This is a genomic window from Paenibacillus faecalis (genome assembly GCF_900289175.1).
Taxonomy (GTDB): Bacteria; Bacillota; Bacilli; order Paenibacillales; family Paenibacillaceae; genus Paenibacillus_AQ; species Paenibacillus_AQ faecalis.
On sequence record NZ_LT985747.1, the window covers coordinates 4,594,354 to 4,616,564 of the forward strand.

Annotated in this window: 22 protein-coding genes and 1 tRNA gene; 17 read left to right on the forward strand and 6 right to left on the reverse strand. The window is 42.9% G+C overall.

Annotation, left to right across the window (positions count from 1 at the left end; all coding sequences use genetic code 11):
• Nucleotides 1-8: 8 nt before the first annotated feature.
• From dnaN to gnd, 5 genes are all read right to left on the reverse strand, one after another.
• Nucleotides 9-1,151, reverse strand: a complete 1,143-nt coding sequence (gene dnaN, locus C8268_RS21505) for a DNA polymerase III subunit beta (protein WP_106769577.1) — start codon at nucleotides 1,149-1,151, stop codon at nucleotides 9-11.
• A gap of 203 nt (nucleotides 1,152-1,354) precedes the next feature.
• On the reverse strand, nucleotides 1,355-2,701 hold the full coding sequence (gene dnaA, locus C8268_RS21510) for a chromosomal replication initiator protein DnaA (protein WP_106769578.1): 1,347 nt from the start codon (nucleotides 2,699-2,701) through the stop codon (nucleotides 1,355-1,357).
• A gap of 584 nt (nucleotides 2,702-3,285) precedes the next feature.
• Nucleotides 3,286-4,815 carry a gluconokinase gene (gene gntK / locus C8268_RS21515; RefSeq protein ID WP_106770060.1) on the reverse strand — a complete coding sequence of 510 codons (1,530 nt, stop codon included), beginning with the start codon at nucleotides 4,813-4,815 and terminating at the stop codon, nucleotides 3,286-3,288.
• A gap of 140 nt (nucleotides 4,816-4,955) precedes the next feature.
• Entirely contained in the window at nucleotides 4,956-5,630 is a 675-nt protein-coding gene (locus C8268_RS21520) for a GntR family transcriptional regulator (RefSeq protein WP_106769579.1), read from the reverse strand.
• Between the two features lie 119 nt (nucleotides 5,631-5,749).
• On the reverse strand, nucleotides 5,750-6,649 hold the full coding sequence (gene gnd / locus C8268_RS21525) for a phosphogluconate dehydrogenase (NAD(+)-dependent, decarboxylating) (protein ID WP_106769580.1): 900 nt from the start codon (nucleotides 6,647-6,649) through the stop codon (nucleotides 5,750-5,752).
• A gap of 442 nt (nucleotides 6,650-7,091) precedes the next feature.
• On the opposite strand from gnd, the gene rpmH reads away from it, so the two are divergent.
• From rpmH to C8268_RS21585, 13 genes are all read left to right on the forward strand, one after another.
• The gene (rpmH, locus tag C8268_RS21530) at nucleotides 7,092-7,226 is read left to right on the forward strand and encodes a 50S ribosomal protein L34 (protein WP_106769581.1); all 135 of its coding nucleotides are present in this window, start codon (nucleotides 7,092-7,094) and stop codon (nucleotides 7,224-7,226) included.
• Between the two features lie 252 nt (nucleotides 7,227-7,478).
• Complete coding sequence (gene rnpA / locus C8268_RS21535; RefSeq protein WP_106769582.1) at nucleotides 7,479-7,829, forward strand: ribonuclease P protein component; 351 nt, start codon at nucleotides 7,479-7,481, stop codon at nucleotides 7,827-7,829.
• A gap of 74 nt (nucleotides 7,830-7,903) precedes the next feature.
• Nucleotides 7,904-8,782 carry a YidC/Oxa1 family membrane protein insertase gene (locus C8268_RS21540; RefSeq protein WP_106769583.1) on the forward strand — a complete coding sequence of 293 codons (879 nt, stop codon included), beginning with the start codon at nucleotides 7,904-7,906 and terminating at the stop codon, nucleotides 8,780-8,782.
• The gene (gene jag, locus C8268_RS21545; protein WP_106769584.1) at nucleotides 8,779-9,549 is read left to right on the forward strand and encodes an RNA-binding cell elongation regulator Jag/EloR; all 771 of its coding nucleotides are present in this window, start codon (nucleotides 8,779-8,781) and stop codon (nucleotides 9,547-9,549) included. Before C8268_RS21540 ends, jag begins: the two co-directional genes overlap by 4 nt.
• 110 nt (nucleotides 9,550-9,659) lie before the next feature.
• Entirely contained in the window at nucleotides 9,660-11,036 is a 1,377-nt protein-coding gene (gene mnmE / locus C8268_RS21550) for a tRNA uridine-5-carboxymethylaminomethyl(34) synthesis GTPase MnmE (RefSeq protein WP_106770061.1), read from the forward strand.
• Between the two features lie 47 nt (nucleotides 11,037-11,083).
• Nucleotides 11,084-12,970, forward strand: a complete 1,887-nt coding sequence (mnmG, locus tag C8268_RS21555) for a tRNA uridine-5-carboxymethylaminomethyl(34) synthesis enzyme MnmG (protein ID WP_106769585.1) — start codon at nucleotides 11,084-11,086, stop codon at nucleotides 12,968-12,970.
• Between the two features lie 8 nt (nucleotides 12,971-12,978).
• Nucleotides 12,979-13,701 carry a 16S rRNA (guanine(527)-N(7))-methyltransferase RsmG gene (gene rsmG, locus C8268_RS21560; RefSeq protein WP_106769586.1) on the forward strand — a complete coding sequence of 241 codons (723 nt, stop codon included), beginning with the start codon at nucleotides 12,979-12,981 and terminating at the stop codon, nucleotides 13,699-13,701.
• A gap of 1,054 nt (nucleotides 13,702-14,755) precedes the next feature.
• A complete protein-coding gene (gene noc, locus C8268_RS21565; protein WP_106769587.1) occupies nucleotides 14,756-15,574 on the forward strand; it encodes a nucleoid occlusion protein in 819 nt (272 codons plus the stop codon).
• Nucleotides 15,575-15,696: 122 nt separating this feature from the next.
• Nucleotides 15,697-15,843 (forward strand): hypothetical protein, encoded by a 147-nt coding sequence (locus C8268_RS22810; RefSeq protein ID WP_158702798.1) that lies wholly within the window; start codon nucleotides 15,697-15,699, stop codon nucleotides 15,841-15,843.
• A 29-nt stretch (nucleotides 15,844-15,872) separates the two neighbouring features.
• Nucleotides 15,873-16,634 carry a ParA family protein gene (locus C8268_RS21570; RefSeq protein WP_106769588.1) on the forward strand — a complete coding sequence of 254 codons (762 nt, stop codon included), beginning with the start codon at nucleotides 15,873-15,875 and terminating at the stop codon, nucleotides 16,632-16,634.
• Nucleotides 16,627-17,466 carry a ParB/RepB/Spo0J family partition protein gene (locus C8268_RS21575; protein ID WP_106769589.1) on the forward strand — a complete coding sequence of 280 codons (840 nt, stop codon included), beginning with the start codon at nucleotides 16,627-16,629 and terminating at the stop codon, nucleotides 17,464-17,466. Before C8268_RS21570 ends, C8268_RS21575 begins: the two co-directional genes overlap by 8 nt.
• A 539-nt stretch (nucleotides 17,467-18,005) precedes the next feature.
• A complete protein-coding gene (locus C8268_RS21580; RefSeq protein ID WP_106769590.1) occupies nucleotides 18,006-19,154 on the forward strand; it encodes an aminotransferase class V-fold PLP-dependent enzyme in 1,149 nt (382 codons plus the stop codon).
• A gap of 37 nt (nucleotides 19,155-19,191) precedes the next feature.
• On the forward strand, nucleotides 19,192-19,692 hold the full coding sequence (locus C8268_RS21585) for a DUF4446 family protein (protein WP_106769591.1): 501 nt from the start codon (nucleotides 19,192-19,194) through the stop codon (nucleotides 19,690-19,692).
• Here the strand turns inward: C8268_RS21585 and yyaC are convergent.
• Nucleotides 19,664-20,269, reverse strand: a complete 606-nt coding sequence (yyaC, locus tag C8268_RS21590; protein ID WP_106770062.1) for a spore protease YyaC — start codon at nucleotides 20,267-20,269, stop codon at nucleotides 19,664-19,666. The two genes, C8268_RS21585 and yyaC, sit on opposite strands and share 29 nt — an antisense overlap.
• 159 nt (nucleotides 20,270-20,428) lie before the next feature.
• Here yyaC and C8268_RS21595 point away from each other — a divergent pair, with 159 nt between their 5' ends.
• The 4 genes from C8268_RS21595 to C8268_RS21610 all read left to right on the forward strand — a co-directional run bounded on the left by C8268_RS21595 (nucleotide 20,429) and on the right by C8268_RS21610 (nucleotide 22,050).
• Nucleotides 20,429-20,665, forward strand: a complete 237-nt coding sequence (locus tag C8268_RS21595; RefSeq protein ID WP_106770063.1) for a putative Se/S carrier protein — start codon at nucleotides 20,429-20,431, stop codon at nucleotides 20,663-20,665.
• Between the two features lie 21 nt (nucleotides 20,666-20,686).
• Nucleotides 20,687-21,571, forward strand: a complete 885-nt coding sequence (locus C8268_RS21600) for a mechanosensitive ion channel family protein (RefSeq protein ID WP_106769592.1) — start codon at nucleotides 20,687-20,689, stop codon at nucleotides 21,569-21,571.
• A gap of 93 nt (nucleotides 21,572-21,664) precedes the next feature.
• Entirely contained in the window at nucleotides 21,665-21,877 is a 213-nt protein-coding gene (locus C8268_RS21605) for a DUF951 domain-containing protein (protein ID WP_106769593.1), read from the forward strand.
• A gap of 82 nt (nucleotides 21,878-21,959) precedes the next feature.
• Nucleotides 21,960-22,050 (forward strand) — tRNA-Ser (locus C8268_RS21610).
• The last annotated feature ends 161 nt before the right edge of the window (nucleotides 22,051-22,211 follow it).

The window sequence follows — 22,211 nt, forward strand, 5'->3', positions numbered from 1 at the left end:
GGATAACTTTAATTGGTCGTACGATACGGCAAAATCACATACTTGCTCTGGCTATCGTCAAGAGGTTTCAGTATGATCGGGCTCATGACACCGGTAAATGCGATCAGCAGCTGCTCGCTTTCGATAACTTTCAGTACATCCAGCATGTATTTGGAGTTAAATGAAATTCTCAGCGACTCCCCTTTAAAATCAACCAGTTCAACCTCTTCACGTACTTTACCGAGCTCGGAAGAGCTGGAGGAAATTTCGATGCCCCCATGTTCCATCGTCTGCATACGCACAATATTTGTTTTTTCCTCTTTTGACAGCAAATAAGCACGGTCGATGGAATCACTCAATTTTTTTGTATCCAAAATCAGTTCTGTTTTATGAGTTGTCGGAATAATTCTAGAAGTATCAGGATAAACTCCGTCCAAAATACGAGAGTAGAACAGGACGCGATCGATTTTGAACAAAACCTGATTGTCAGATACAACGATATCAACTAGCGTGTTCTGATCCGGAATGATTTTACTTAGCTCGTTCAAAGTTTTACCGGCAATAACAACATTGCTGAATTTAATATCTTCCGCACCTTCCAACTGCACAGAACGTGTTGCCAAACGATGGCGGTCCGTTGCCGTAAACTTGAGTTCGCTATCTTCCAGATGCCACAGTATGCCTGTTAAAATCGGTGTCGTTTCATGGGTTGAAACGGAGAATACCGTTTGTTTTATCATATTTTTCAACAAATCGCCAGGCAAAGAAAAGGTCGGACTTCCATCGATGTTTGGAAGAACCGGAAACTCTTCAGGATCGAGGCCGATCATTTGAATTTCAGTAGATCCTGCAGCAATAAAGGTTTGGAAGTTTTCCTTAACCTCCATCTGAATTTCCTCTGAAGGGAGTTTTTTTATAATTTCTACAAAAAATTTGGCAGGTAAAACGACGCTGCCTGGCTGCTCCACTTGCACGATCGTTTGTTTCTCATCTTCTGCAGGTATAAAGGACTGTATGGATATATCCGTATCACTTGCGGTTAATGTTACTCCTTGAAAATTTACGTCCAGTTTAATTCCGCTCAGGATTGGAATCGTAGTCCGGCTGGAAATAGCTTTGGAAACATGCTGGATAGATTCATTCAAAAAAGTTTTCAATATGCTGATTTTCATCAATTTCACTCCTTGCGGATAAATACGAAAGTTTGAAATACATCGGTCAGCACCGATTATCGCAGAACCTTCTATAAGGATAATTATTATTAGTTATTAATAGTATCAGTAGTAGGGACACTGAATATGTGGATAAGCCTAGAAAAGACATAAAATTAAGCCTATCCACATGTGTATAGATTGTGCATAGGCTTTGAACTTGTTCAGGTTGGATTTTTGATTTTCTCCGTGAGATTATTAATCACTTTGTAGAGTTCCTGATCGGTTTTAAGCGCTTTGCTGATTTTTTCGTGGGCATGAATGACCGTCGTATGGTCGCGTCCCCCAAAAGCTTCTCCGATCTTAGGTAAGGAAAAGTCCGTCAATTCTCGGGATAAATACATGGCGATCTGTCTTGGAAATGCGACTGCCTTCGTTCGTTTTCGAGCTTTAAAATCCTCCATACGCAGGTTGTAATATTCTCCGACCTTTTGCTGAATGTCCTGAATCGTAATCATTCGAGGACGGCTGGAAGGAATGATGTCCTTTAATGCTTCAGCTGCAAGATGAGTCGTTACATCCTGGTTCGTAAGTGAGGAGTAGGCGACAACGCGTATGAGTGCACCCTCCAGTTCGCGGATATTCGTATCGATCTGATTGGCGATATACATCATCGCTTCATTCGGGATGTCTAGGTTCTCGGCCTTGGCCTTTTTACGAAGAATCGCGATTCGTGTTTCCAGATCCGGCGGCTGAATATCGGTAATGAGTCCCCATTCGAAGCGGGAACGAAGCCGTTCTTCGAGCGTAGGGATTTCCTTAGGTGGTCGGTCACTGGAAATAATGATCTGCTTCCGTTCTTCATGCAGTGCATTGAAGGTATGGAAAAATTCCTCCTGTGTCGACTCTTTGCCAGCCAGAAACTGAATATCGTCTATGAGCAGAATATCAACGTTTCGGTATTTGTTGCGGAAGCTTTCAGCCCGATTGTCCCGAATCGAGTTGATAAACTCATTGGTGAATTTCTCGGAAGAGATGTACACGACTTTACTGCTCGGATTATGCTCCAAAATATAGTGTCCGATCGCATGCATCAGATGTGTTTTACCAAGTCCTACGCCACCATAAAGAAACAGCGGGTTGTATGCCTTCGCCGGAGCTTCGGCCACGGCTAGCGAGGCAGCATGTGCAAACCGGTTGCCCGAGCCAATGACGAAGGTATCGAACGTATATTTGGAATTTAGCATATGAGACTGAATTTCATCACTGGATACCTGTTGGGGCTGAGACGGCTGTTGCGGGGCGGGATCAGCGGGTTTGGTCTCTTCAATGACAAACCGAACGTCAACCTGCTTACCCAATACTTCATACACCGTCGAGCTGACCAATTTGGTATATCTGCTTTCCAGCCATTCCACGGCAAAAGTAGTAGGAGCGGAAATGACAACGGAGTGATCATTCAGTGTTAATGCTTTGGTGGCTTTAAACCAAGTATCAAAGCTCGGTTTGCTTAGCTTGGTTTGTATGACTGATAAAATTTGCTGCCATAATTCGGAAGTATGGCTATCCAAAACTGTCACTCCTTTAAATCTTCCAAATGCGGCTAGAGCCATGAGTGGAAATGTCGAAAGAAAATGAATGATGTAGATTTATCCCCAACATTAGACTCCTTAAAAACAAAAAAATATGGATAAATTGAAATTGTTCACAACTTTATCCACAGCCTGTTGATAATATGGAGGGTTCATTCACATATTCACATCCAAAAGTAATATCATCATAGCAAAAGAAGGGCTTGTTTTCAATGCATCAGCTCATTTTATCCACAAATTCAAGACGTTGTGCATAATTTTTATTCACACCACTATATATTGTTTATAATTTGTTTGGGTTTCGACAACATTGGTAAGAATACGAAAAAAATTATGCACAGGTTGTGCGCACGTAAAATAGAATTGTTCAGATTTTTAACTTGAGGGAGAAAAGTGAAGCTGGCAGCCAGGGCTGTGGGTAACCTTTCCTTCAATCGTTATATGTGCCAGGTAGGGGGAATATTCGTACTTGGAGCATTTTTCAAACAGACGAAAAAGGGTGTCTCCATAGGCCCATGACCTTAAGACACCCTTTTTGTTGTGTGATCGAGAACAAAGAACGTTTAAAACTTGATAAATTTGTGCTGAAAAGCGGAGATAGCTTCATAGTCTTCTTTTAGTTTGCGGGAAATTCGGATATAGATCGGCAGCAGGCTCTTATAGATTTCAGCGTTTTCTGGTATAGGCTTATGAATATGTGTATCGCCTACCATATCGGCCACAATGTCCAGGGAGTCGGTTTTCCCTACAGCGTAAAGACCAAGTACAGCAGCCCCAAGACAGGAACTTTCGTAGCTTTCAGGGACGATCACCTGCTGATTGAATATATCAGCCATCATCTGACGCCAGACTGGAGAGCGGGCGAAGCCGCCAGTAGCATGAATTTTGGCCGGTGTTCCCATCTGCTCTTCCATGGCGAGCAAGACGGTGTACATGTTAAAAATAACACCTTCGAGTACAGCCCGAATCATGTGCTCCTTCTGATGGTGTAAGGTGAGGCCGAAAAAGGAACCGCGAGCGTTCGGGTCCCATAAGGGGGCACGTTCTCCAGTAAGATAAGGGTGGAAGAGAAGACCGTCGGAACCGGGAGCAACCCGTTCTGCGATTTTGGTCAGCACTTCATACGGATCGATGCCGAGCCGTTTTGCCGTTTCGACTTCGGATGCGGCGAATTGATCTCGGACCCAGCGGAAGATCATGCCGCCGTTGTTCACTGCGCCGCCGATGACCCATTTATTTTCAGTCAGTGCATAGCAAAAAATCCGTCCTTTGGGGTCGGTCATCGGTTTATCCACAACGGTTCGAATGGCACCGCTGGTTCCGATGGTAGCGGCGACGACACCGGGGCCAACCGCATTGACGCCGAGATTGGAAAGCACGCCGTCACTTGCTCCCAGCACGAATGGGGTTGAGGGAGAAAGACCCATAGCAGCTGCATAATCGGTATCCAGTCCGGTCATGATGTGCGTAGTCGGAACTAGAGTTGACAGATGATCTTTAGTAATGCCGGCGATCTTTAAAGCTTCCTCGTCCCAATTCAAGGTGCTCAGGTTTAACAAACCGGTAGCAGAGGCGATCGAATGGTCAACGACATATTGATGAAATAATTTGAAAAAGACATATTCTTTAATCGAAATAAATTTCGCTGATTGATGAAACACCGACTTCTTTTCATGGCGAAGCCACATGAGTTTGGTGATCGGGGACATGGGGTGAATCGGTGTGCCCGTTCTTAAATACAGTTCATGTCCTCCGAAATCATTCTTCAGTCTTAGAGACCAATCCGAGCTTCGGTTGTCAGCCCAGGTCATGCAAGCGGTCAGTGGTTTTCCGTTCTTGTCAACGGCAATAACACTGTGCATTGCTGAGCTGAAGGAGATGAACAGTACCTGGTTCGGATCGATGCCGCTGCCCGTTACTACCCCTTTAACAGAGGATATAACAGCTTCGAAAATTTCATCGGGATTTTGTTCAGCAAACGATGGAACAGGCGTGAGGAGCGGATATTCACCGCTTGATTTGGCCATGATTTTTCCGCTTTCAGAAAATAGTACGGCTTTTGTGCTTGTCGTTCCGATATCAACACCAATCATGTATTTTTGCGTATTCAAAAGGCATACCTTCTTTCCACTTATAATATACCCACATTATGGAGCTGATGAACGTTAAGGAAAGTATTGTGTACTTGTCGACAAAAAAGTTTCGAAAAAGTTCGAAAAGGATGGTGCCGTTTTCATTTGGGAAAGCTGCTATATAAAGTTTTGCGGGAATCGTCAAAATATTGCTGAATGGCTACTTGAATTCGCTGCGAATCTAAAGAATTCATTTCTTGTAGTAATTTAATATGTTTATGTATCACATAATCAATTTTGGAATCCCCGCTACTAAATATGTTTTCGGTTGTGATCAGCATAACGGTCATCACGATCGGACGAATGCTGTTCCATAAATGCAGGATGCGTTTATGCTGTGCTTCTGAAATAATTTTTTCATGGAAAGTTAGATCTTGATAAGCAAAATCTATGAAGTTGCGGTGTTTTGCTGCTAGTTTCATCCGGTCAATGATCTGTTCTAAAGCTTGTATCAAATCCAGGTGAGGGTTTTCAAATACCCGGCTCTGTACGAAGCTTTCAATGAGATAACGTACATCATAAAGCTCTTCGATATCTTTTAGCGATAGCCCAATGACGACCGCGCCCATTCGCTCTAATCGGATTAATCCTTCATTAGATAGCGTCTTCATGGATTCTCTAACAGGGGAGCGGCTAGTGCCGAAATCGTTTGCAATTCGGTTTTCAGACAACACTTCGCCCGGTTTGATGGTTCCGTTGATGATCTGAAGCCGTAATTCACTTGTTATGGCCTCCCCGAGGGAGGCTCCCTGAAGCCAGGATACAGGATATTTCATAATGACAATCTCCATTTCGAATATCTGATAGTCATATTGATTGTATCATATCGAAAGGGACTTATACTATCGGTGAAAGCCAAAATAGTCCAGGTTGGCGCAGGGAGTGTTTTAAACCGTTATTCCGATTTTTCAACGGCATGGCCGCCGAATTCATTGCGCAAAGCTGCTACGACTTTTCCATGGAATGTATCTGTTTCAAGTGAGCGATAGCGCATAAACAATGACATGGCAATAACCGGTGCACTAGCTTGTAATTCCAGTGCCGTCTCTACAGTCCATTTGCCTTCACCGGAGGATTTCATTACGCCTTTAATGCTTTCAAGTTTCGGATCTTTTGAAAAAGCGTTCTGAGTCAGATCCATCAACCAGCTGCGGATAACCGAGCCGTTCGACCATACGCGTGCGACATCTTCAAAGTTATAGTCAAAGTTGCTTTTTTCAAGCACTTCAAACCCTTCAGCAATGGATTGCATCATGCCGTATTCGATCCCGTTATGCACCATTTTCAAAAAGTGGCCGCTGCCATTTGGACCTGCATACAAATACCCGTTTTCTACGGCCATATCTTTAATTACAGGTTCGATGACAGGGAATACATCCGGATTGCCGCCAATCATGAAACAGCCTCCGTTATGCGCCCCCTCCATACCGCCTGAAGTGCCGGCATCAAAATAATGAATGCCTTGCGCTTTAAGTTTCTCTGCACGGGCAATAGATTCTTTGTAGTGTGAGTTCCCGCCATCAATCAATATATCCCCAGCTTGCAGAAGCGGGGTAATCGATTCGATGACAGATTCAACAATGGCTCCAGCAGGCACCATCATCCATACAATCCGGGGGGCCGGCAGCTTTGCAACCAGATCCTCCAGGGAAGACACCCCTTCAGCTCCGTGATCTAATGATTGCTTAACAAGATCAGAGTTCACATCATATGCCGCCACTTCATGTTGATGACGCAGCATGTTTTGCATCAGGTTAAATCCCATTTTTCCCAGGCCGATCAGACCGATTTTCATAATAAAGTGCATCCCCTTTTTTATATGTATACTTGTATACAACTTATTTCCTTCATCATATTACTTCTTCTAAAGTTAACTGTAAACCTGATAAGTCATAATTAAACGAAAAAGCGATCATTGCCAAAAGGCATTATAAAAACAAGCAAAAACACTTATCCCCATGTGGATAATTATTCGTGAAGACAAAAGGATACATGCATCAAATGTGGAAAACTTATTCGAAAAAGAGGCAGGAAGTTATGGATTGACTTCTGAATGTGATTGTGATTAAATATATAAAGGCATTTTCTGTGATGAAATTTATTAAATATAAGGAAGTATGCAGCTAATCCATATTTCTTATATTTTTGGCAGAAACGGTCCTATCTATTAATGATGGCGAACCGTTTTTCCTTGTTATATGTTAATTTCAGATTCCTTTTAAGGGGGTGCAGCGATCATGAAAATGACTTTCAAACCAAATGTAAGCAAACGTAAGAAAAACCACGGATTCCGTAAAAGAATGAGCACTAAAAACGGACGTAAAGTGTTGGCGAGTCGCCGTCAAAAAGGCAGAAAAGTATTGAGCGCTTAATGCTTGAATAGTGATTCACGATGCCACGAAGACCACTGAGGTGGTCTTTTTTTAAATTTTAACGCTGTTCGTCACTTATGCAGTCGATTCAGGGCGCTTACTCGCGAATTTGATATTGTCATTTCATAATCAAGCGTCTGTTATGTCGTTTACCGCATGGGTGGTGTGACTATACTATATATTAGGAAGAAATGCTGTCGGACGCCGATGGTGAAAGATTAATAATCCTTAAGGCAGGCAAGGGAGAGACAGGTGCAAAAAAAACTGCGTTTACGGAACAGGGCTGATTTCAGTCGTGTGTATCGTCATGGAAAGTCTTTTGCCAATCATCAATTTGTGGTGTATTGGTCTTACAAGAAAGATATTGAGCAATTTCGGGTTGGTATATCTGTCAGTAAAAAAATTGGAAACGCTGTGGTCCGCAACCGTTTGAGACGACAGGTAAAAGAAATTGTTCGCAGTCATCAACATGAGATAGCAAAGCATATGGATATTATTTTTATCGTTAGAAAAGGAGCATTGGGAAAGTCCTATCAAGAGCTGGAAAGAAGTGTGCTGCACGTACTCCGAAAATCGTCACTTTTAAAGCCGAAGAAGGGATGAGCCCGTGTTTATTTGTCCATATAAATATGTTATGATTTACGATGGAATGGAATGGCTAAGAGAGGAGTTTTGAAGTGTCGCTAACGAAGACAAGTCGAGGGAAATGGTTCCTTCTCACAGCGTTGCTCATATTAGCAATGACTGTTTTATCTGGGTGTGCACCGCAAGCAAACCAGACACTTACTATTGAAGACCTGAAAAACGGAGGTTTTTGGCAAAGCAACGTCGTATACTACTTTACGTTAGCACTTGATACTTTTGCTAATTGGTTTAATGGCGAGTATGGATTGGCTGTACTGGTCATGGTGTTGATCGTTCGAACGTTGATCCTGCCTTTGACACTCAAGCAGGTTAGAAGCTCTAGAGCAATGCAAGCAATTCAGCCTGAGCTGATGAAGATCCGTGAGAAATATAAAGATTCTCCTGAAAAAGTACAGATGGAAACGATGAAGCTGTTCCAAGAACACAAGGTTAACCCGATGGCGGGTTGTTTGCCGCTTTTGGTACAGATGCCAATCTTTATTGCGCTCTATCAATCCATTTTTTATAATCCGTTGCTTCGTGAACACGAATTTTTATGGCTGCAACTTGGACAGCCGGACAAGCTGTTTATTCTGCCGGTATTAGCGGCATTCACGACATATTTCCAAACGAAAATGATGATGAAGATGAACCCGTCACCTCAACAGGGGATGATGACGTTCATGATGTTTGTATATCCGATTTTGATCTTTGTGATGGCGTTTCAATTCCCATCCGCACTTCCGTTATATTGGTTCTACAGTAACTTGTACACGATCGTACAGAACTACTTCTTATACCGTAACAATGATAAAAACGCAGTGGTTGCCAATGTAAAAACGGCGAGCGCTGGTCAAAACAATCAAAGCAAGGGGCCAAAGAACGCCAAGAAAGGCAAAAAAGGAAAAAAAGGAGCTAAGAAGTCGAAATGAGTAAACTCGTCGCAACAGGAAAAACCGTTGAGGAAGCTGTCGAACAAGGGCTAGCCCAGTGGGGTGTAAGTCGGGACCACGTATCGGTTCAAATTTTGAGTCAGCCGTCAAAAGGATTCCTGGGGCTGTTCGGGGTGAAGGAAGCGAAAGTTGAACTTACGCTTCTCTCGAGTAGTGCGGGCGGCGCAGAACATAAAAATGACTTCTCCTTTGACAAACAAACAGCGCCTGCGCTTGAAATCCAGAAGGCACCGGGTGATACTGACGAAGCTGATACAGTGGACAGCTTAACCAAAGACACATCAAACCTTGAATCAGATAAAGATCCTTATCAAGAGGCTGTCGGCTTTTTGATCGAGACAGCAAAAGCGATGGGATTGGATATTACGGTTGAGGTCGAACACGGTAAGGAATTTACAACACTCCAAATATCCGGTTCTGGTTTAGGACTGATCATTGGGCGCAGAGGACAGACACTGGATTCTTTGCAGTATTTAGTGAATATCGTAGCCAATCGTTATTCTGATAATTATATCCGAATTATACTTGATGCGGAGAACTTCCGTGAACGCCGTAAGAAAACACTGGAAGACCTCGCTGATCGCTTGGCTGCGCGTGCTGTAAAGACGCGTAAAGAAATTGTACTGGAACCTATGCCTGCTTCCGAGCGCAAGATCATCCATTTTAGGTTACAAAATCATGCTCAAGTCAAAACGTTCAGTAAAGGCGATGAGCCAAATCGCCGTATCGTTATTACTTTGAAGTAGCAGTAAAAGATTATATGACTCAATGACTCCTTGGTGCGAATAGGGAGTCATTGTTTTTTTAAAATATGTTTGCTAGAAAATCAATGATCAAGAAGAAGGTGAATGTCATGATGATAAATGATACGATTGCTGCAATTTCGACTGCCGTTGGCGAAGGCGGCATCGCGATTATCCGCGTCAGCGGCCCTAAATCTATTACAGAAGTCGAAAAAATATTTAAAAGCAAAACGAAATTATCTGAGGCGCCTTCGCATACGGTTCATTACGGGCATATTATAGATCCGCTCAGTCGGGAGAATGTAGAAGAGGTATTGGTTACTGTGATGAGAGCACCTCGCTCATTTACGACAGAAGATGTAGTGGAGATCAGCACGCATGGCGGTGTTATCGCAGTGAAGCGGGTTATGGACTTGCTGCTTACGCACGATATCCGTCTTGCTGAACCAGGCGAATTTACGAAACGGGCTTTCCTGAATGGAAGAATCGATTTATCACAGGCGGAAGGCGTGATCGATCTGATCAGGTCCAAGTCGGACCGGGCGTTCTCCGTTGCGATGAAGCAGGTGCAGGGAACGTTATCTCGTAAAATTAATGATCTGCGTTATACGCTTGTGGAAACCTTGGCGCATATTGAAGTAAACATCGACTATCCCGAGCATGATGTGGAATCACTTACGTCTGAGTTTATTAAAGATAAAAGCCGTTACGTTATGGAAGAGATCGATAAGCTACTCAAGACAGCAGAAGAAGGAAAAATACTTCGTGAAGGGATCACAACAGCGATTGTAGGGCGTCCGAATGTGGGGAAATCGTCATTGCTCAATGCTCTAACTCATGATAATCGGGCGATTGTTACCGATATTCCAGGTACGACGCGTGATGTTATTGAGGAATTCGTCACGATCAATAACATACCGCTTAAGCTGCTCGATACGGCAGGCATACGAGAGACGATGGACGTTGTTGAACAGATCGGTGTGGAGCGTTCCAAGCATGCTGTAGACGAAGCCGATTTAATTTTGTTAGTGTTAAATGCAAATGAGCCTTTGCATGAAGACGAATTGGAATTGATGGAACAATTACGTGGTAGACAATGTATCGTCATTTTGAATAAAATGGACTTACCGTCACAGCTGGATATAGATATCGTTCGTCGTTATTATCCGGATGAATTAATCGTTCCGATGTCTGTGAAGACAGAGGAAGGAATCGATGGACTGGAAAAAGCAATTTCCGGACTTTTCTTTAGCGGGAAGATTGAAGGTGGAGATCTGACCTATGTCAGCAATGTTCGCCATATCGCCCTGCTTAAGAAAGCGAGAAAATCACTGATGGATGCATATGAAGCGGCTGAGCAATACATTCCGATTGATATGATCCAGATTGATGTAAAACTTGCTTGGGAACAGCTTGGTGAAATCGTAGGTGAGACGGCTGGCGATTCCCTGATTGATCAGATTTTCTCACAATTCTGTCTTGGAAAATAAGTTTTTCATATATATAGTTTGAATTATAAAATACAGGAGGGTTTGCCATGAGTTATGCAGGAGGCATATATGACGTGATTGTTGTCGGTGCGGGCCATGCTGGCTGTGAAGCTGCGCTGGCTTCGGCTCGTATGGGCTGCGATACGTTGATGGTCACGATCAACTTGGATATGGTTGCTTTTATGCCATGTAATCCGTCAATTGGCGGACCAGCCAAAGGACATGTCGTGCGTGAAGTTGATGCCCTGGGCGGCGAGATGGGGCGCAATATTGATAAGACGTTTATACAAATGCGGATGCTGAACACAGGAAAAGGGCCAGCGGTACATGCACTGCGGGCGCAAGCGGACAAGTTTTTGTATCAGCAATCCATGAAAGAAACGTTGGAGAAACAAGAGAAGTTGACGGTACGACAAGGGATGGTTGATCGTCTGCTTGTCGAAGATGGTGCATGTGTAGGGATTGTGACACAGACGGGCACAGAATACCGTGCCAAAACGGTAGTGCTGACAACGGGGACCTATCTGCGTGGAAAAATCATTATGGGTGAGCTGACGTATGAGAGTGGTCCGAACAATCAACAGCCGTCTGTGAAGCTGGCAGAAAATCTGCGTGAACTCGGATTTGATCTGGTTCGCTTTAAAACGGGAACACCACCGCGGGTGCATAAAGATACGATTGATTTTTCGAAGACGGAAATTCAGCCAGGGGATGAAAAGCCGAAGTTTTTCTCCTATGAAACGAAGTCATCTGATAATGAACAGTTGCCATGCTGGCTGACTTACACATCAGCTGAAACCCATAAAATCATCAATGATAATTTGCATCGTGCTCCGATGTTCTCAGGTATTATTGAAGGAACAGGACCACGTTATTGTCCTTCGATTGAAGATAAAATAACCCGTTTTGCAGATAAAGAGAAACACCAAATTTTCCTTGAGCCAGAAGGAAAGAATACGAAGGAATATTATGTTCAAGGACTATCTACTAGTATGCCTGAGGATGTACAGATAGCAGCACTTCGTTCCATACCTGGCATGGAAAATGTAGAGATGATGCGTAACGGATATGCGATCGAATATGATGCTATTATAGCTACCCAGCTGTGGCCATCGCTTGAAACGAAACGCCTTCCAGGCTTGTTTACGGCAGGGCAAATCAACGGAACATCCGGTTATGAAGAAGCGGCAGCACAAGGCATTATGGCGGGCATTAACGCAGCGCGTAAAGTACAAGGGAAGGAAGCTATTATTTTGAGCCGATCCCAAGGATACATCGGTGTCTTGATTGATGATCTGGTGACAAAAGGTACGAATGAGCCTTACCGTCTGCTGACTTCACGTGCGGAATATCGTCTTTTGCTTCGCCATGATAATGCTGATCTGCGGTTGACGGAGATCGGACATGAAATTGGTTTGATTACGGAGGAGCGTTATGCGAAGTTTCTCCTTAAAAAGTCTCTTGTAGAACAGGAGATTGAGCGTCTAAAGGCAGCAAAAGTAAAGCCGGTACAGGTAAACTCCATGCTTGAAGCTGCGGGCTCCGCTCCCATCCAGGATGGAACCAACCTGCTTACGATTTTGCGCCGGCCTGAAATTACGTTTGCTATGATTGAATCTCTGTCTCCTTCTCCTTTTGAATTGGATGAGGAAATGAAGGAGCAGGTAGAAATTCAAATTAAATATGCCGGATATATTGAAAAACAGCTCGGTCATGTAGAGCGTCTACAGAAGATGGAGAAGAAGCGGATACCGAAGGATATTGTATATGATGATATTCACGGTTTAGCGATGGAAGCTAGACAAAAGCTTAACAAGATCCGCCCGATATCGATTGGTCAAGCTTCCCGTATTGCTGGTGTGACACCAGCTGATATTTCCATCCTCCTGGTTTATCTGGAGCACTACAATCGGGTTACGGCAGCGAAAGGATAAGCAGGAATATGGATGTGATTCAGGAAGCTTTTGTTCAGCGTCTCGGTGAGCAGGGGATAACGATAGATGAGAAACAATTAAACCAGTTTGAGAACTATTATAAAATACTGGTTGAGTGGAATGAGAAAATGAATCTCACGGGTATTACAGAACGAGATCAAGTGTATACGAAGCATTTTTATGATTCGGTAAGCCTTGCTTTTTTTGTAGATATGAAAAAGGTTGCGACGGTGGCTGATATTGGTTCAGGGGCCGGTTTTCCCGGCATACCTTTAAAGATTTGTTTTCCTCACCTTCGGTTAACGATTGTAGATTCGCTGAACAAACGGATCAACTTTTTGAAGCATGTGGCCGATACGCTTGGATTAACAGAAGTAGAACTCATCCACGGCCGTGCTGAGGAGGTTGCACGTAAAAAGGGGTATCGGGACAGCTTTGATGTTGTAACCGCAAGAGCGGTAGCCAGAATGGCTGTGCTGAACGAATTTTGTCTACCCTTTGTAAAAGTTGGGGGGCAGTTTGCTGCAATGAAGGGCAGCGACCCTTCGGATGAAGTGAAAGAAGCGGGGCGAAGCTTAAAAGAGTTAAAAGGTGCACTTAGCAAAGTACATTCGTTCTCACTGCCTGTAGAGGAATCGGATCGGCATATCGTCGTTATCGATAAAAAGGGTGCTACTCCGGCTAAATATCCTCGCAAACCTGGAACAGCATCCAAGTTGCCGCTCATATAATAGTATATTTTTAAGGAATATTCAGGAATGTTTCACGTGAAACATTCCTTTTTTTTGTATAGATGTTGAATTAAAGTTGCTAGGGTGTAGCATCACTGTAAATCCGGAAGATTTTTTTGACTGCTCATGTGGAGTCGGGACACAGACTATACTTGTAATCTTATCTTTTTTGAAGAAGCTACGATCTGTCACTAACATTTTTTCAAAAATATACGTTACTCCATTGACTAGTTTTATGTTTTTAAAGGACAAGGGAAATTGCCCTTTTATAAATTATGTTTAGGTTGGAAAGGGATTACCATCCATCATCAATTGAGAGAATTGTTATGATAGATATTAACTATTTAAGGGTCGATTATTTGCTATATTCAATAGTGGGGGACTGTTAATGAACATACGAGTGGGGAAACAGTAGAAAAAAATTCGATTTCAACTGGATTACATCATAGTTTTGGAATGAATGTAATATTGATAGAACCAATAAGATCGTTTCTTTCTTTGGATATAATGATGTGGTTTTTGATAATGTTTTTTAACATATTGAAGTGAAATACAATTTTGCTGATGAATAATGATTTTTTATCTGATCCATCGTTAGCAGCGTAGCTAAATACTTTTATTTACGATGAATGAGTTACCCAGCAAATATGTCAGGGTTTAAGACAGATGAAAACTTGATTATATTGAAGAGATGAAAAAGATGTCGATCGTAGTGGGGATGGTTTTTGTATAAAAACACTAAAATTGCAGGAAAAAAAGGTGAGTTTGTAGAATAGGATTATAGGACAAATAGTGGTAAAATAGAAACGTAGTATGAACGGGGTAGAGGCCGGATATAGCCGGTCCCTTTTTTGCTGATGTCATGAAGAATGCAATGCTTTATGCAGGGAGATGCCTGGCACAACATAGAACTCTCACATTTATGAATCTATATTTTTCTCTTTTACGGTTGTGAGAGTGGTTATGTTCTTATGCTGTCTGTGAATGTATAAATGCACGGCAGAGAGCAGAGGTGTCATCCATGCTATCATGAAATTAGGTGGTAATATACGGAATGAAGGAACAATTTTCTAAGTTGTTTGGCTTGGCGGCGGAACGCAATAATGGGGATGAAGTGAAACATATTCCGGTGAATGAGGTTGTGAGCAGCCCCTACCAACCGCGCTCGATTTTTGATGAAGAGAGAATCGATGAGTTGCTTCAGACCATCAAAACACATGGTGTCATTCAACCTATTGTCGTTCGTGTCCGTAATGGCTTGTATGAGATTATTGCTGGTGAGCGCCGTTGGCGAGCGGTCAAAAAGCTGGGGCTGGATACGATTCCTGCAATTGTTCGTGAGTTTAATGATTCCCAAGCGGCTTCGATTGCCTTGATTGAGAACTTACAGCGGGAAGGGCTCACATCGATTGAAGAGGCAGTAGCCTATCAAAAATTAATCGATCTCCATCAGTTAACTCAGGAAAGTCTTGCTCAACGTCTTGGCAAGAGTCAATCCACCATTGCTAATAAGATACGGTTACTGCAGCTGCCGGAAGAAGTAAAGAATGCGCTTATGGAACGGAAGATTTCAGAACGCCATGCTCGTGCGCTGCTTTCTTTAGACAATGAGGAAACTCAGCTGAAAGTATTGGGCGAAGTGATAGCCAAAGAATTAAATGTGAAACAGACGGAAGCAAGGGTTGCTTTCTATAAAGAAGTGAAGGCGACGAAAAAATCAAAACGAATCTCTTATACGAAAGACGTTCGGTTAGCTTTAAACACGATACGTCAATCTATCGATATGGTCTCAGGTTCTGGTATGGCGATAAAGACGACAGAGAACGATCATGAAGACCATTATGAGATTGTTATAAAAATTCCAAAACGATAATCGATAGTATGACATGAAAGCGTGAGAGCGGTATTCATTGTGCCGCTTTTTCTGTTGACCTAAGAAGCTGCTTATGAGATTACCTCCAAGGAAGACAGACCGCATTTTTTGGAGCTTAACGTATGAATATCTTCAAAAAATGGTTTCGTGTCCGAACCCAGCGGATCGCGCATAACCGTTCCGGTGCTGTCTCTCCCAAAGAGCAGCCGATCATCCAAATGTGCAATATACAGCATTTAAGCTGTATATCATCTTATGCAGCCTACTAGAAGAGTCTTCCTACATTGAGGTGAAATGAGTGTCTAAAATAATTGCCATAGCAAATCAAAAAGGCGGGGTTGGTAAAACGACGACTTCTGTCAATCTGGGCGCAGGACTGGCTTCGCTAGGCAAACGAGTACTTTTGGTGGATATCGATCCCCAAGGAAATACAACCAGTGGTGTTGGCATTAATAAAGCAGATGTAGAAAACTGCATATACGATATCATTATTAATGAAGTGCATCCGAAAGAAGCAATAAATGCAACGAATATTGAAGGGCTGGATATCATCCCTGCGACGATTCAGCTGGCTGGAGCTGAGATTGAGCTCGTTCCCACGATTTCACGTGAAGTTCGATTGAAGAAATCTCTTCAATTGATCAAGCCGAGTTACGATTATATTTTGATTGACTGTCCACCTTCACTTGGTATTCTGACGATCAATTCCTTGACGGCTGCAGATTCAGTCATTATTCCGATTCAATGTGAATATTATGCGCTTGAAGGTTTGAGCCAACTTTTGAATACAGTCCGATTAGTACAGAAGCATTTAAACACTTCTCTTAAAATTGAAGGCGTACTTCTTACGATGTTGGATGCTCGTACAAATTTAGGAATCCAAGTTATTGAGGAAGTTAAGAAATATTTTCAGGAAAAAGTGTACAGGACCATCATTCCAAGAAATATTCGTTTAAGTGAAGCGCCTTCTCATGGGCAGTCGATTATAACGTATGATCCTCGTTCTAAAGGAGCAGAGGTATACTTGGAATTGGCAAAGGAAGTGATCTCTTATGAGTAAACGTTTAGGAAAAGGGTTGGATGCGCTTATTCCTTCCTTGTCTATTAACGAGGATGATAAAGTTGTTGAAATCCCACTTAGTCAGCTGCGGGCGAATCCGTATCAGCCTCGGAAAACGTTCAATGAAGAAGCGATCCAGGAGCTGGCTGAATCCATTCGCCAGCATGGTGTCATTCAGCCGATTATTGTGCGAAGTGTTCTTAAGGGATATGAAATTATCGCTGGTGAACGTCGTTTTCGTGCATCTCAATATTGCGGAAAAGCTACCATTCCAGCCGTAGTTCGGCCATTTAGCGATCAGCAGGTTATGGAGATTGCACTGATTGAAAATTTGCAGCGTGAAAATTTGAATGCCATGGAAATAGCTGTTGCATATCAAGGGCTTATGGAACAATTCTCCTTGACTCAAGAAGAATTATCTTTAAAGGTTGGTAAATCCCGTTCTCATATCGCTAACTTTTTAAGACTTTTGTCTTTGCCTGAAGAAGTGAAGGAAAATGTTTCACGTGGAACATTATCTATGGGACATGCACGAGCAATTGTAGGTTTGAAAGATCCAGTGCTTGTTAAACAATTGGCAAAACAATGCGTAGAGCAAGAGTGGAGTGTGCGCGAGCTTGAGGAAGCGGTGAAAAATCTCGATCGTAAGCCAACGGAAAAAGATAAGGTGAAGGTCAAGAAACGGGACCCTTATATCGATCATTTGGAAGAGAGCTTGCGTGAACGTTTTAAAACTACCGTCAAAATTAAGCATAATAAGGATAAAGGGAAAATTGAGCTGAATTATTATAGCAAGCAAGATTTAGAGCGGTTGCTTGAACTGTTGCAGTAACTTTCACTTTAAATATATGATGTTTTAAAATGGATAGTGCGTATATCAGGATGATCTGTCGTGAGAAAGTGTTTGTCCAGTTTAGTGAGGTTAAAGCCTTCTCTAATTTGATTAGGGTGAAGGGATAATCTTAATGATCATCTGGGTTTTCTTCACAAGATTATAGCTCGCTAATATGGAATATCACATCTTGATGGGGAAAGACATGTCGGTGTTCCTTAAATTGGAACAAGACATGTCTTTCTTAAAATCTGAGAAAGTATAAGTTTAGCACGATCCTTTAAACTTAAAATTCTTTCTTGAAACGCAAGTTGTACTCGTCGAAGAGAGCAAGGGTGTTTACGCTTAAAGTGGTTGGAATGTAGCTATTCAGTCATGTGTTTAGTCCTTCTTGTAGGAAATTGCACCGTACTTTAAATTCGACGTCTATACAACGGCAAAAGTGGTTTTATCATGAAACATATTCTTATTTTCCTGCAGGGAAAGGTTGCTTTGACGGCACTTGTTAAACGTGATGCAGGAATAAAGGAGATGCAAGGATGGACTCAATCATTTATCTGGATCACGCGGCTACCTCTTGGCCAAAACCTCCGGAAGTGATGGAGGCTATGAAGCTAGCGATGGATGAAGCTGGGGCCAATCCAGGCCGCGGAAGTCATCGTATGGCGGTAAATGCATCAAGAGTGCTTTTTAACACGCGCAGAGCATTGGCACAATTATTCGCTGTTCATAATCCCAATGATATTGTGTTAACTTCAAATACGACTGAGGCACTGAATTTGGCGATCAAAGGTTACCTTAATGAGGGAGACCATGTTATTGCAACGATGATCGAGCATAATTCAGTAAGGAGACCGCTGGAATATTTGAAACGGACCAAGGGAATCCGTGTGGATTATATTTCTGTCGATACAGAGGGAGAAGTGAACCTGAAAGAGGTGGAGAGAGCTTTTAATCAGAATACCCGTCTGGTGGTGTGTTCTCATAGCTCTAATCTGCTCGGATCTATTCTTCCTATTAAAGAGATTGGTGAATTAGCAGCCCGTTATGGAGCTGTGCTTCTTGTTGACGCCGCTCAGAGTGCAGGAATGATACCCATTGATGTAGTGGAAATGAACATCGGTATGCTCGCTTTTCCAGGACATAAAGGGCTTTTGGGGCCTCAAGGGACAGGAGGGCTCTATATTGCGCCGGATATCGAGCTGAAGCCATTAATGCATGGCGGGACGGGCAGCCAATCCAACGCTCTAGAACAGCCAAACATAAGACCAGACCGGTATGAGGCAGGGACACCGAATACGATTGGATATGCGGGTCTTCAAGCGGGTGTTAATAAAGTGCTGGAATGGACACCTGAAAAAATATATCATCATGAATGGGAACTTGCTCAGCAGATGATGGAGGGATTATCCTCTATACGAGGTATAACAATATTAGGTCCTGATTTAGGAAAACCGAGAACGGGACTTGTGTCCTTTATAGCAGAGGAGAAGGATGCTTCTGAGTTGGCGTTCATATTGGATCGGAAATATGGCATTGCTGTACGTGCAGGATATCATTGCACTCCACTAGCGCATATGGCGGCAGGAACAGAAAACACCGGCGCTGTTAGAGCCAGTGTCGGGTTATGGACCACTAAAAAAGATATTGATAGCATAGTTCATGCTATAGCAGAAATTCAGAGCTGATTGACAGATCAAGATTGGGGAGAAGGAATGAAGAGGTATGTCTGAATTAAATGAATTGATCATGGAACAACTTCATTGGTTTGTCGTCGGAATGGTCGCTATCATTTTTATTTTATGGATAACCGTAATGGTGCAAGGCGTAAAGATTCGTAAGATGCGTCGTAAATATGAGGCGATGATGTCCGGCAGCGGAGTAGAGGATCTGGAAACATTGCTCCTCAATCAGAAGGTTCAAATGGATGCTATTGAAGAGGAACAAGGCAATCATCGCTCATATCTAGAATCCATTACTGAAAATATGAAAAATGTTAAATCCAAAACAGGCATCGTTCGATACAATGCATTTGGTGAACGAGGGAACGACCTGAGTTTTTCCATCGCCATTTTGAGTGAGAAAGGGGATGGATTGGTACTAACCGGCCTATACCATCGGGAGAGTTCCTTTGTATATGCCAAACCGCTCAAAAACGGTGAGTCCCAGCATTCTTTGTCTCCTGAGGAACAAGAGGCTATACGTCTTGCGCTGCAAGTAGGGTAGTGCGATTCCATTCTTTCATAGCCGCAAAAAGGCAGTTGGCGATAATGTCTGACAGCCGCATAACAAGACTTAAACGAGTGTTCTGTAAAACAAAGTATTCCATAAAGCCGCCGACATTGACGATGCCAGTTACATGGATATCGCCAACCGGCGGCAATTCTTTATGTACGCCTGCACCTGGACGGAGAGGACCTTCTGAAACTTGAATAGATCCCACACTCGATGATTGACCGAGACAGGCATCGATCCCGATGACATAGGGATTATCGAAACGCTCATGAATAGCCGCAAGTGTTTCTTTCAAATTCATTGCGTGAACAGGCTCGTCCAATGTGCCGTACAGGTGAAATAGCGAGCTGTTGTAACGCGAAAGAGCTGTGCCAACGAGTGGACCGAGACAATCCCCGGTGGAGCGGTCTGTACCGATGCAGACGATAACTAAAGGACGGTGTTCCACCCCGGAAGAGAGGTAATAAAGTAGACGATGGATTATAGCAGAATGGATTTCAGGATCCGTATGTGGTATTTTTAAACTTGAAAATTGCTGACGGGGTGAAGATTTAGATAAACGATTCAGGTTCATAAGTAGAATCTCCCTTTCATCTGCGATTGGTAGTATTAGTATATGGATGAAAGAATGTTTTTATACTTCTGGATCGATAAAAGAAGATTAATCTGTATGTTCATAGAATATGATGAGCCGAAGGTATTTTTGAAAGGTGTGGTGTGCCCTATGATGCTGATTGCTTTTGATTCTACGCAGCAGGCGCTTCGGGCAGAAATGCTGCTGGAATATGCAGAAATTGAAATTGACTTGTTTCCGACACCGAAAGAGATTACAGCCGGCTGTGCATTATCGATTCAATTTCCACCCGCTGCGTTAAAAGAGGTACAAGAGATTATTACCCAAGAAGGGGTAGAAATCCGGGGGATCTTTACGCAGAACGACAACATGATTTACATAAGCATCTAGAGTATTTGGGAGGATTATTTGATGGTTAACCAAAATGGTTTAATATCAGAGCAAACTGAAAAAGCGCTAAAGGAGGCTTGGAAATTGAGTGATGCGTTTTGGAATTGGATGACGGATGCAGATATGTGGATGGGCGTATTGTTTGCTGCTATTCGAATTTTAGTTATATTTTTAATTACCCGTATCATTATACGGGTTGTTTATAAAATGATAGATCAGTTTTTAAAGAGACAGGAAAAAAGTAGAATCCATATGAACCCGCGGCGGTTTGTTACGGTAGGAGAGCTTTTGAAAAATGTAACAGCCGTAGTTTGTAACTTTATCATGGTACTGATTATTTTATCAGAGCTTAATTTCGAACTGGGGCCGCTGCTTGCTGGTGCAGGTGTGCTTGGGTTAGCTATCGGTTTTGGGGCGCAAAGTTTGGTAAAGGATGTAATAACTGGATTTTTCATTATATTAGAAGATCAATTTGCTGTTGGTGATATGATCAAGAGCGGGGAGTTTAGAGGGACTGTGGAGTTAATCGGTTTGCGTACAACTCGAATCATCGGATTGAATGGGGAAACGTATGTTATTCCGAATGGTCTGATTACGAGTGTAACGAACTACTCGGTGTCCAATTCTCTTGCGATCGTCGATTTGCCTGTGAAGAATGAGAAGCGATTAAATGAAACATTGTCACTGATTGAACGGGCGTTAGAAGGGATTAAGGAGCGCCGGCCTGAACTGCTGCAAGATCCTGAAATCCTTGGAATCCAATCGCTTACAACCGCCGAATATGTCGTGCGGATCGCTGCCGAGTGTCATCCGAATGCACGGGAAGTAGCCGAACGGGAGATTTATAAAGATATTAAGCAGGAGCTGGAAGCGGAGGAGATGCGTCAGTCTTCGCAAGGATTGTAAAGAATATGATCAGTTCACTTGATTATCAATGAGATCATGCATAGAATAGATAACAATATACGGAATTATCGTTCAATTAAAGGGGGAGTGGCAATGGAACGAAAAGTGTTTCAATTGGGGGATGTGGTTCAGATGAAAAAGCCCCATCCATGCGGGAATAATGAAATGGAGATTATTCGTATGGGGATGGACATCCGAATCAAGTGTACCCGTTGTCAGCATAGTGTACTGATCCCTCGAGCCAAATTTGAGAAAAATATGAAAAAGGTTTTGCGGTCTGCAGCTGTCGAAAATGAGAACGCCTAAACATTGATCGCATAACAGCTGGCACGTGATTGTAACCATATTGACCCGGCATAGCAAGACATGTTATAATCAATCGTGCTGTGGAAAGGTACCCAAGAGGCCCAAGGGGGCTGACTCGAAATCAGCTAGGCGTCGCAAGGCGTGCGTGGGTTCGAATCCCACCCTTTCCGCCACCTTCATCATCAACTTTTGAACACATAACATGAACCTTTCGCTGTTTAAATCAGCGAAAGGTTCTTTTCGTTTTGATGAGAATGATACAAAATGCATCTATTCTAAATGCGGTACCCCGTGCCAAATCCAATCTAAGTGAAAAAAGGAGGGCTCCGTGAGC

Excerpts from the sequence above, each read along its gene's own strand:
- dnaN (WP_106769577.1), bottom strand. The coding sequence starts at position 1,151 with ATGAAAATCAGCATATTGAAAACTTTTTTGAATGAATCTATCCAGCAT.
- gntK (WP_106770060.1), bottom strand. The coding sequence starts at position 4,815 with ATGATTGGTGTTGATATCGGAACGACAAGCACAAAAGCCGTACTATTT.
- C8268_RS21520 (WP_106769579.1), bottom strand. The coding sequence starts at position 5,630 with ATGAAATATCCTGTATCCTGGCTTCAGGGAGCCTCCCTCGGGGAGGCC.
- gnd (WP_106769580.1), bottom strand. The coding sequence starts at position 6,649 with ATGAAAATCGGTCTGATCGGCCTGGGAAAAATGGGATTTAACCTGATG.
- rpmH (WP_106769581.1), top strand. The coding sequence starts at position 7,092 with ATGAAAATGACTTTCAAACCAAATGTAAGCAAACGTAAGAAAAACCAC.
- jag (WP_106769584.1), top strand. The coding sequence starts at position 8,779 with ATGAGTAAACTCGTCGCAACAGGAAAAACCGTTGAGGAAGCTGTCGAA.
- mnmE (WP_106770061.1), top strand. The coding sequence starts at position 9,660 with ATGATAAATGATACGATTGCTGCAATTTCGACTGCCGTTGGCGAAGGC.
- mnmG (WP_106769585.1), top strand. The coding sequence starts at position 11,084 with ATGAGTTATGCAGGAGGCATATATGACGTGATTGTTGTCGGTGCGGGC.
- rsmG (WP_106769586.1), top strand. The coding sequence starts at position 12,979 with ATGGATGTGATTCAGGAAGCTTTTGTTCAGCGTCTCGGTGAGCAGGGG.
- noc (WP_106769587.1), top strand. The coding sequence starts at position 14,756 with ATGAAGGAACAATTTTCTAAGTTGTTTGGCTTGGCGGCGGAACGCAAT.
- C8268_RS22810 (WP_158702798.1), top strand. The coding sequence starts at position 15,697 with ATGAATATCTTCAAAAAATGGTTTCGTGTCCGAACCCAGCGGATCGCG.
- C8268_RS21575 (WP_106769589.1), top strand. The coding sequence starts at position 16,627 with ATGAGTAAACGTTTAGGAAAAGGGTTGGATGCGCTTATTCCTTCCTTG.
- C8268_RS21580 (WP_106769590.1), top strand. The coding sequence starts at position 18,006 with ATGGACTCAATCATTTATCTGGATCACGCGGCTACCTCTTGGCCAAAA.
- C8268_RS21585 (WP_106769591.1), top strand. The coding sequence starts at position 19,192 with ATGTCTGAATTAAATGAATTGATCATGGAACAACTTCATTGGTTTGTC.
- C8268_RS21595 (WP_106770063.1), top strand. The coding sequence starts at position 20,429 with ATGCTGATTGCTTTTGATTCTACGCAGCAGGCGCTTCGGGCAGAAATG.
- C8268_RS21600 (WP_106769592.1), top strand. The coding sequence starts at position 20,687 with ATGGTTAACCAAAATGGTTTAATATCAGAGCAAACTGAAAAAGCGCTA.
- C8268_RS21605 (WP_106769593.1), top strand. The coding sequence starts at position 21,665 with ATGGAACGAAAAGTGTTTCAATTGGGGGATGTGGTTCAGATGAAAAAG.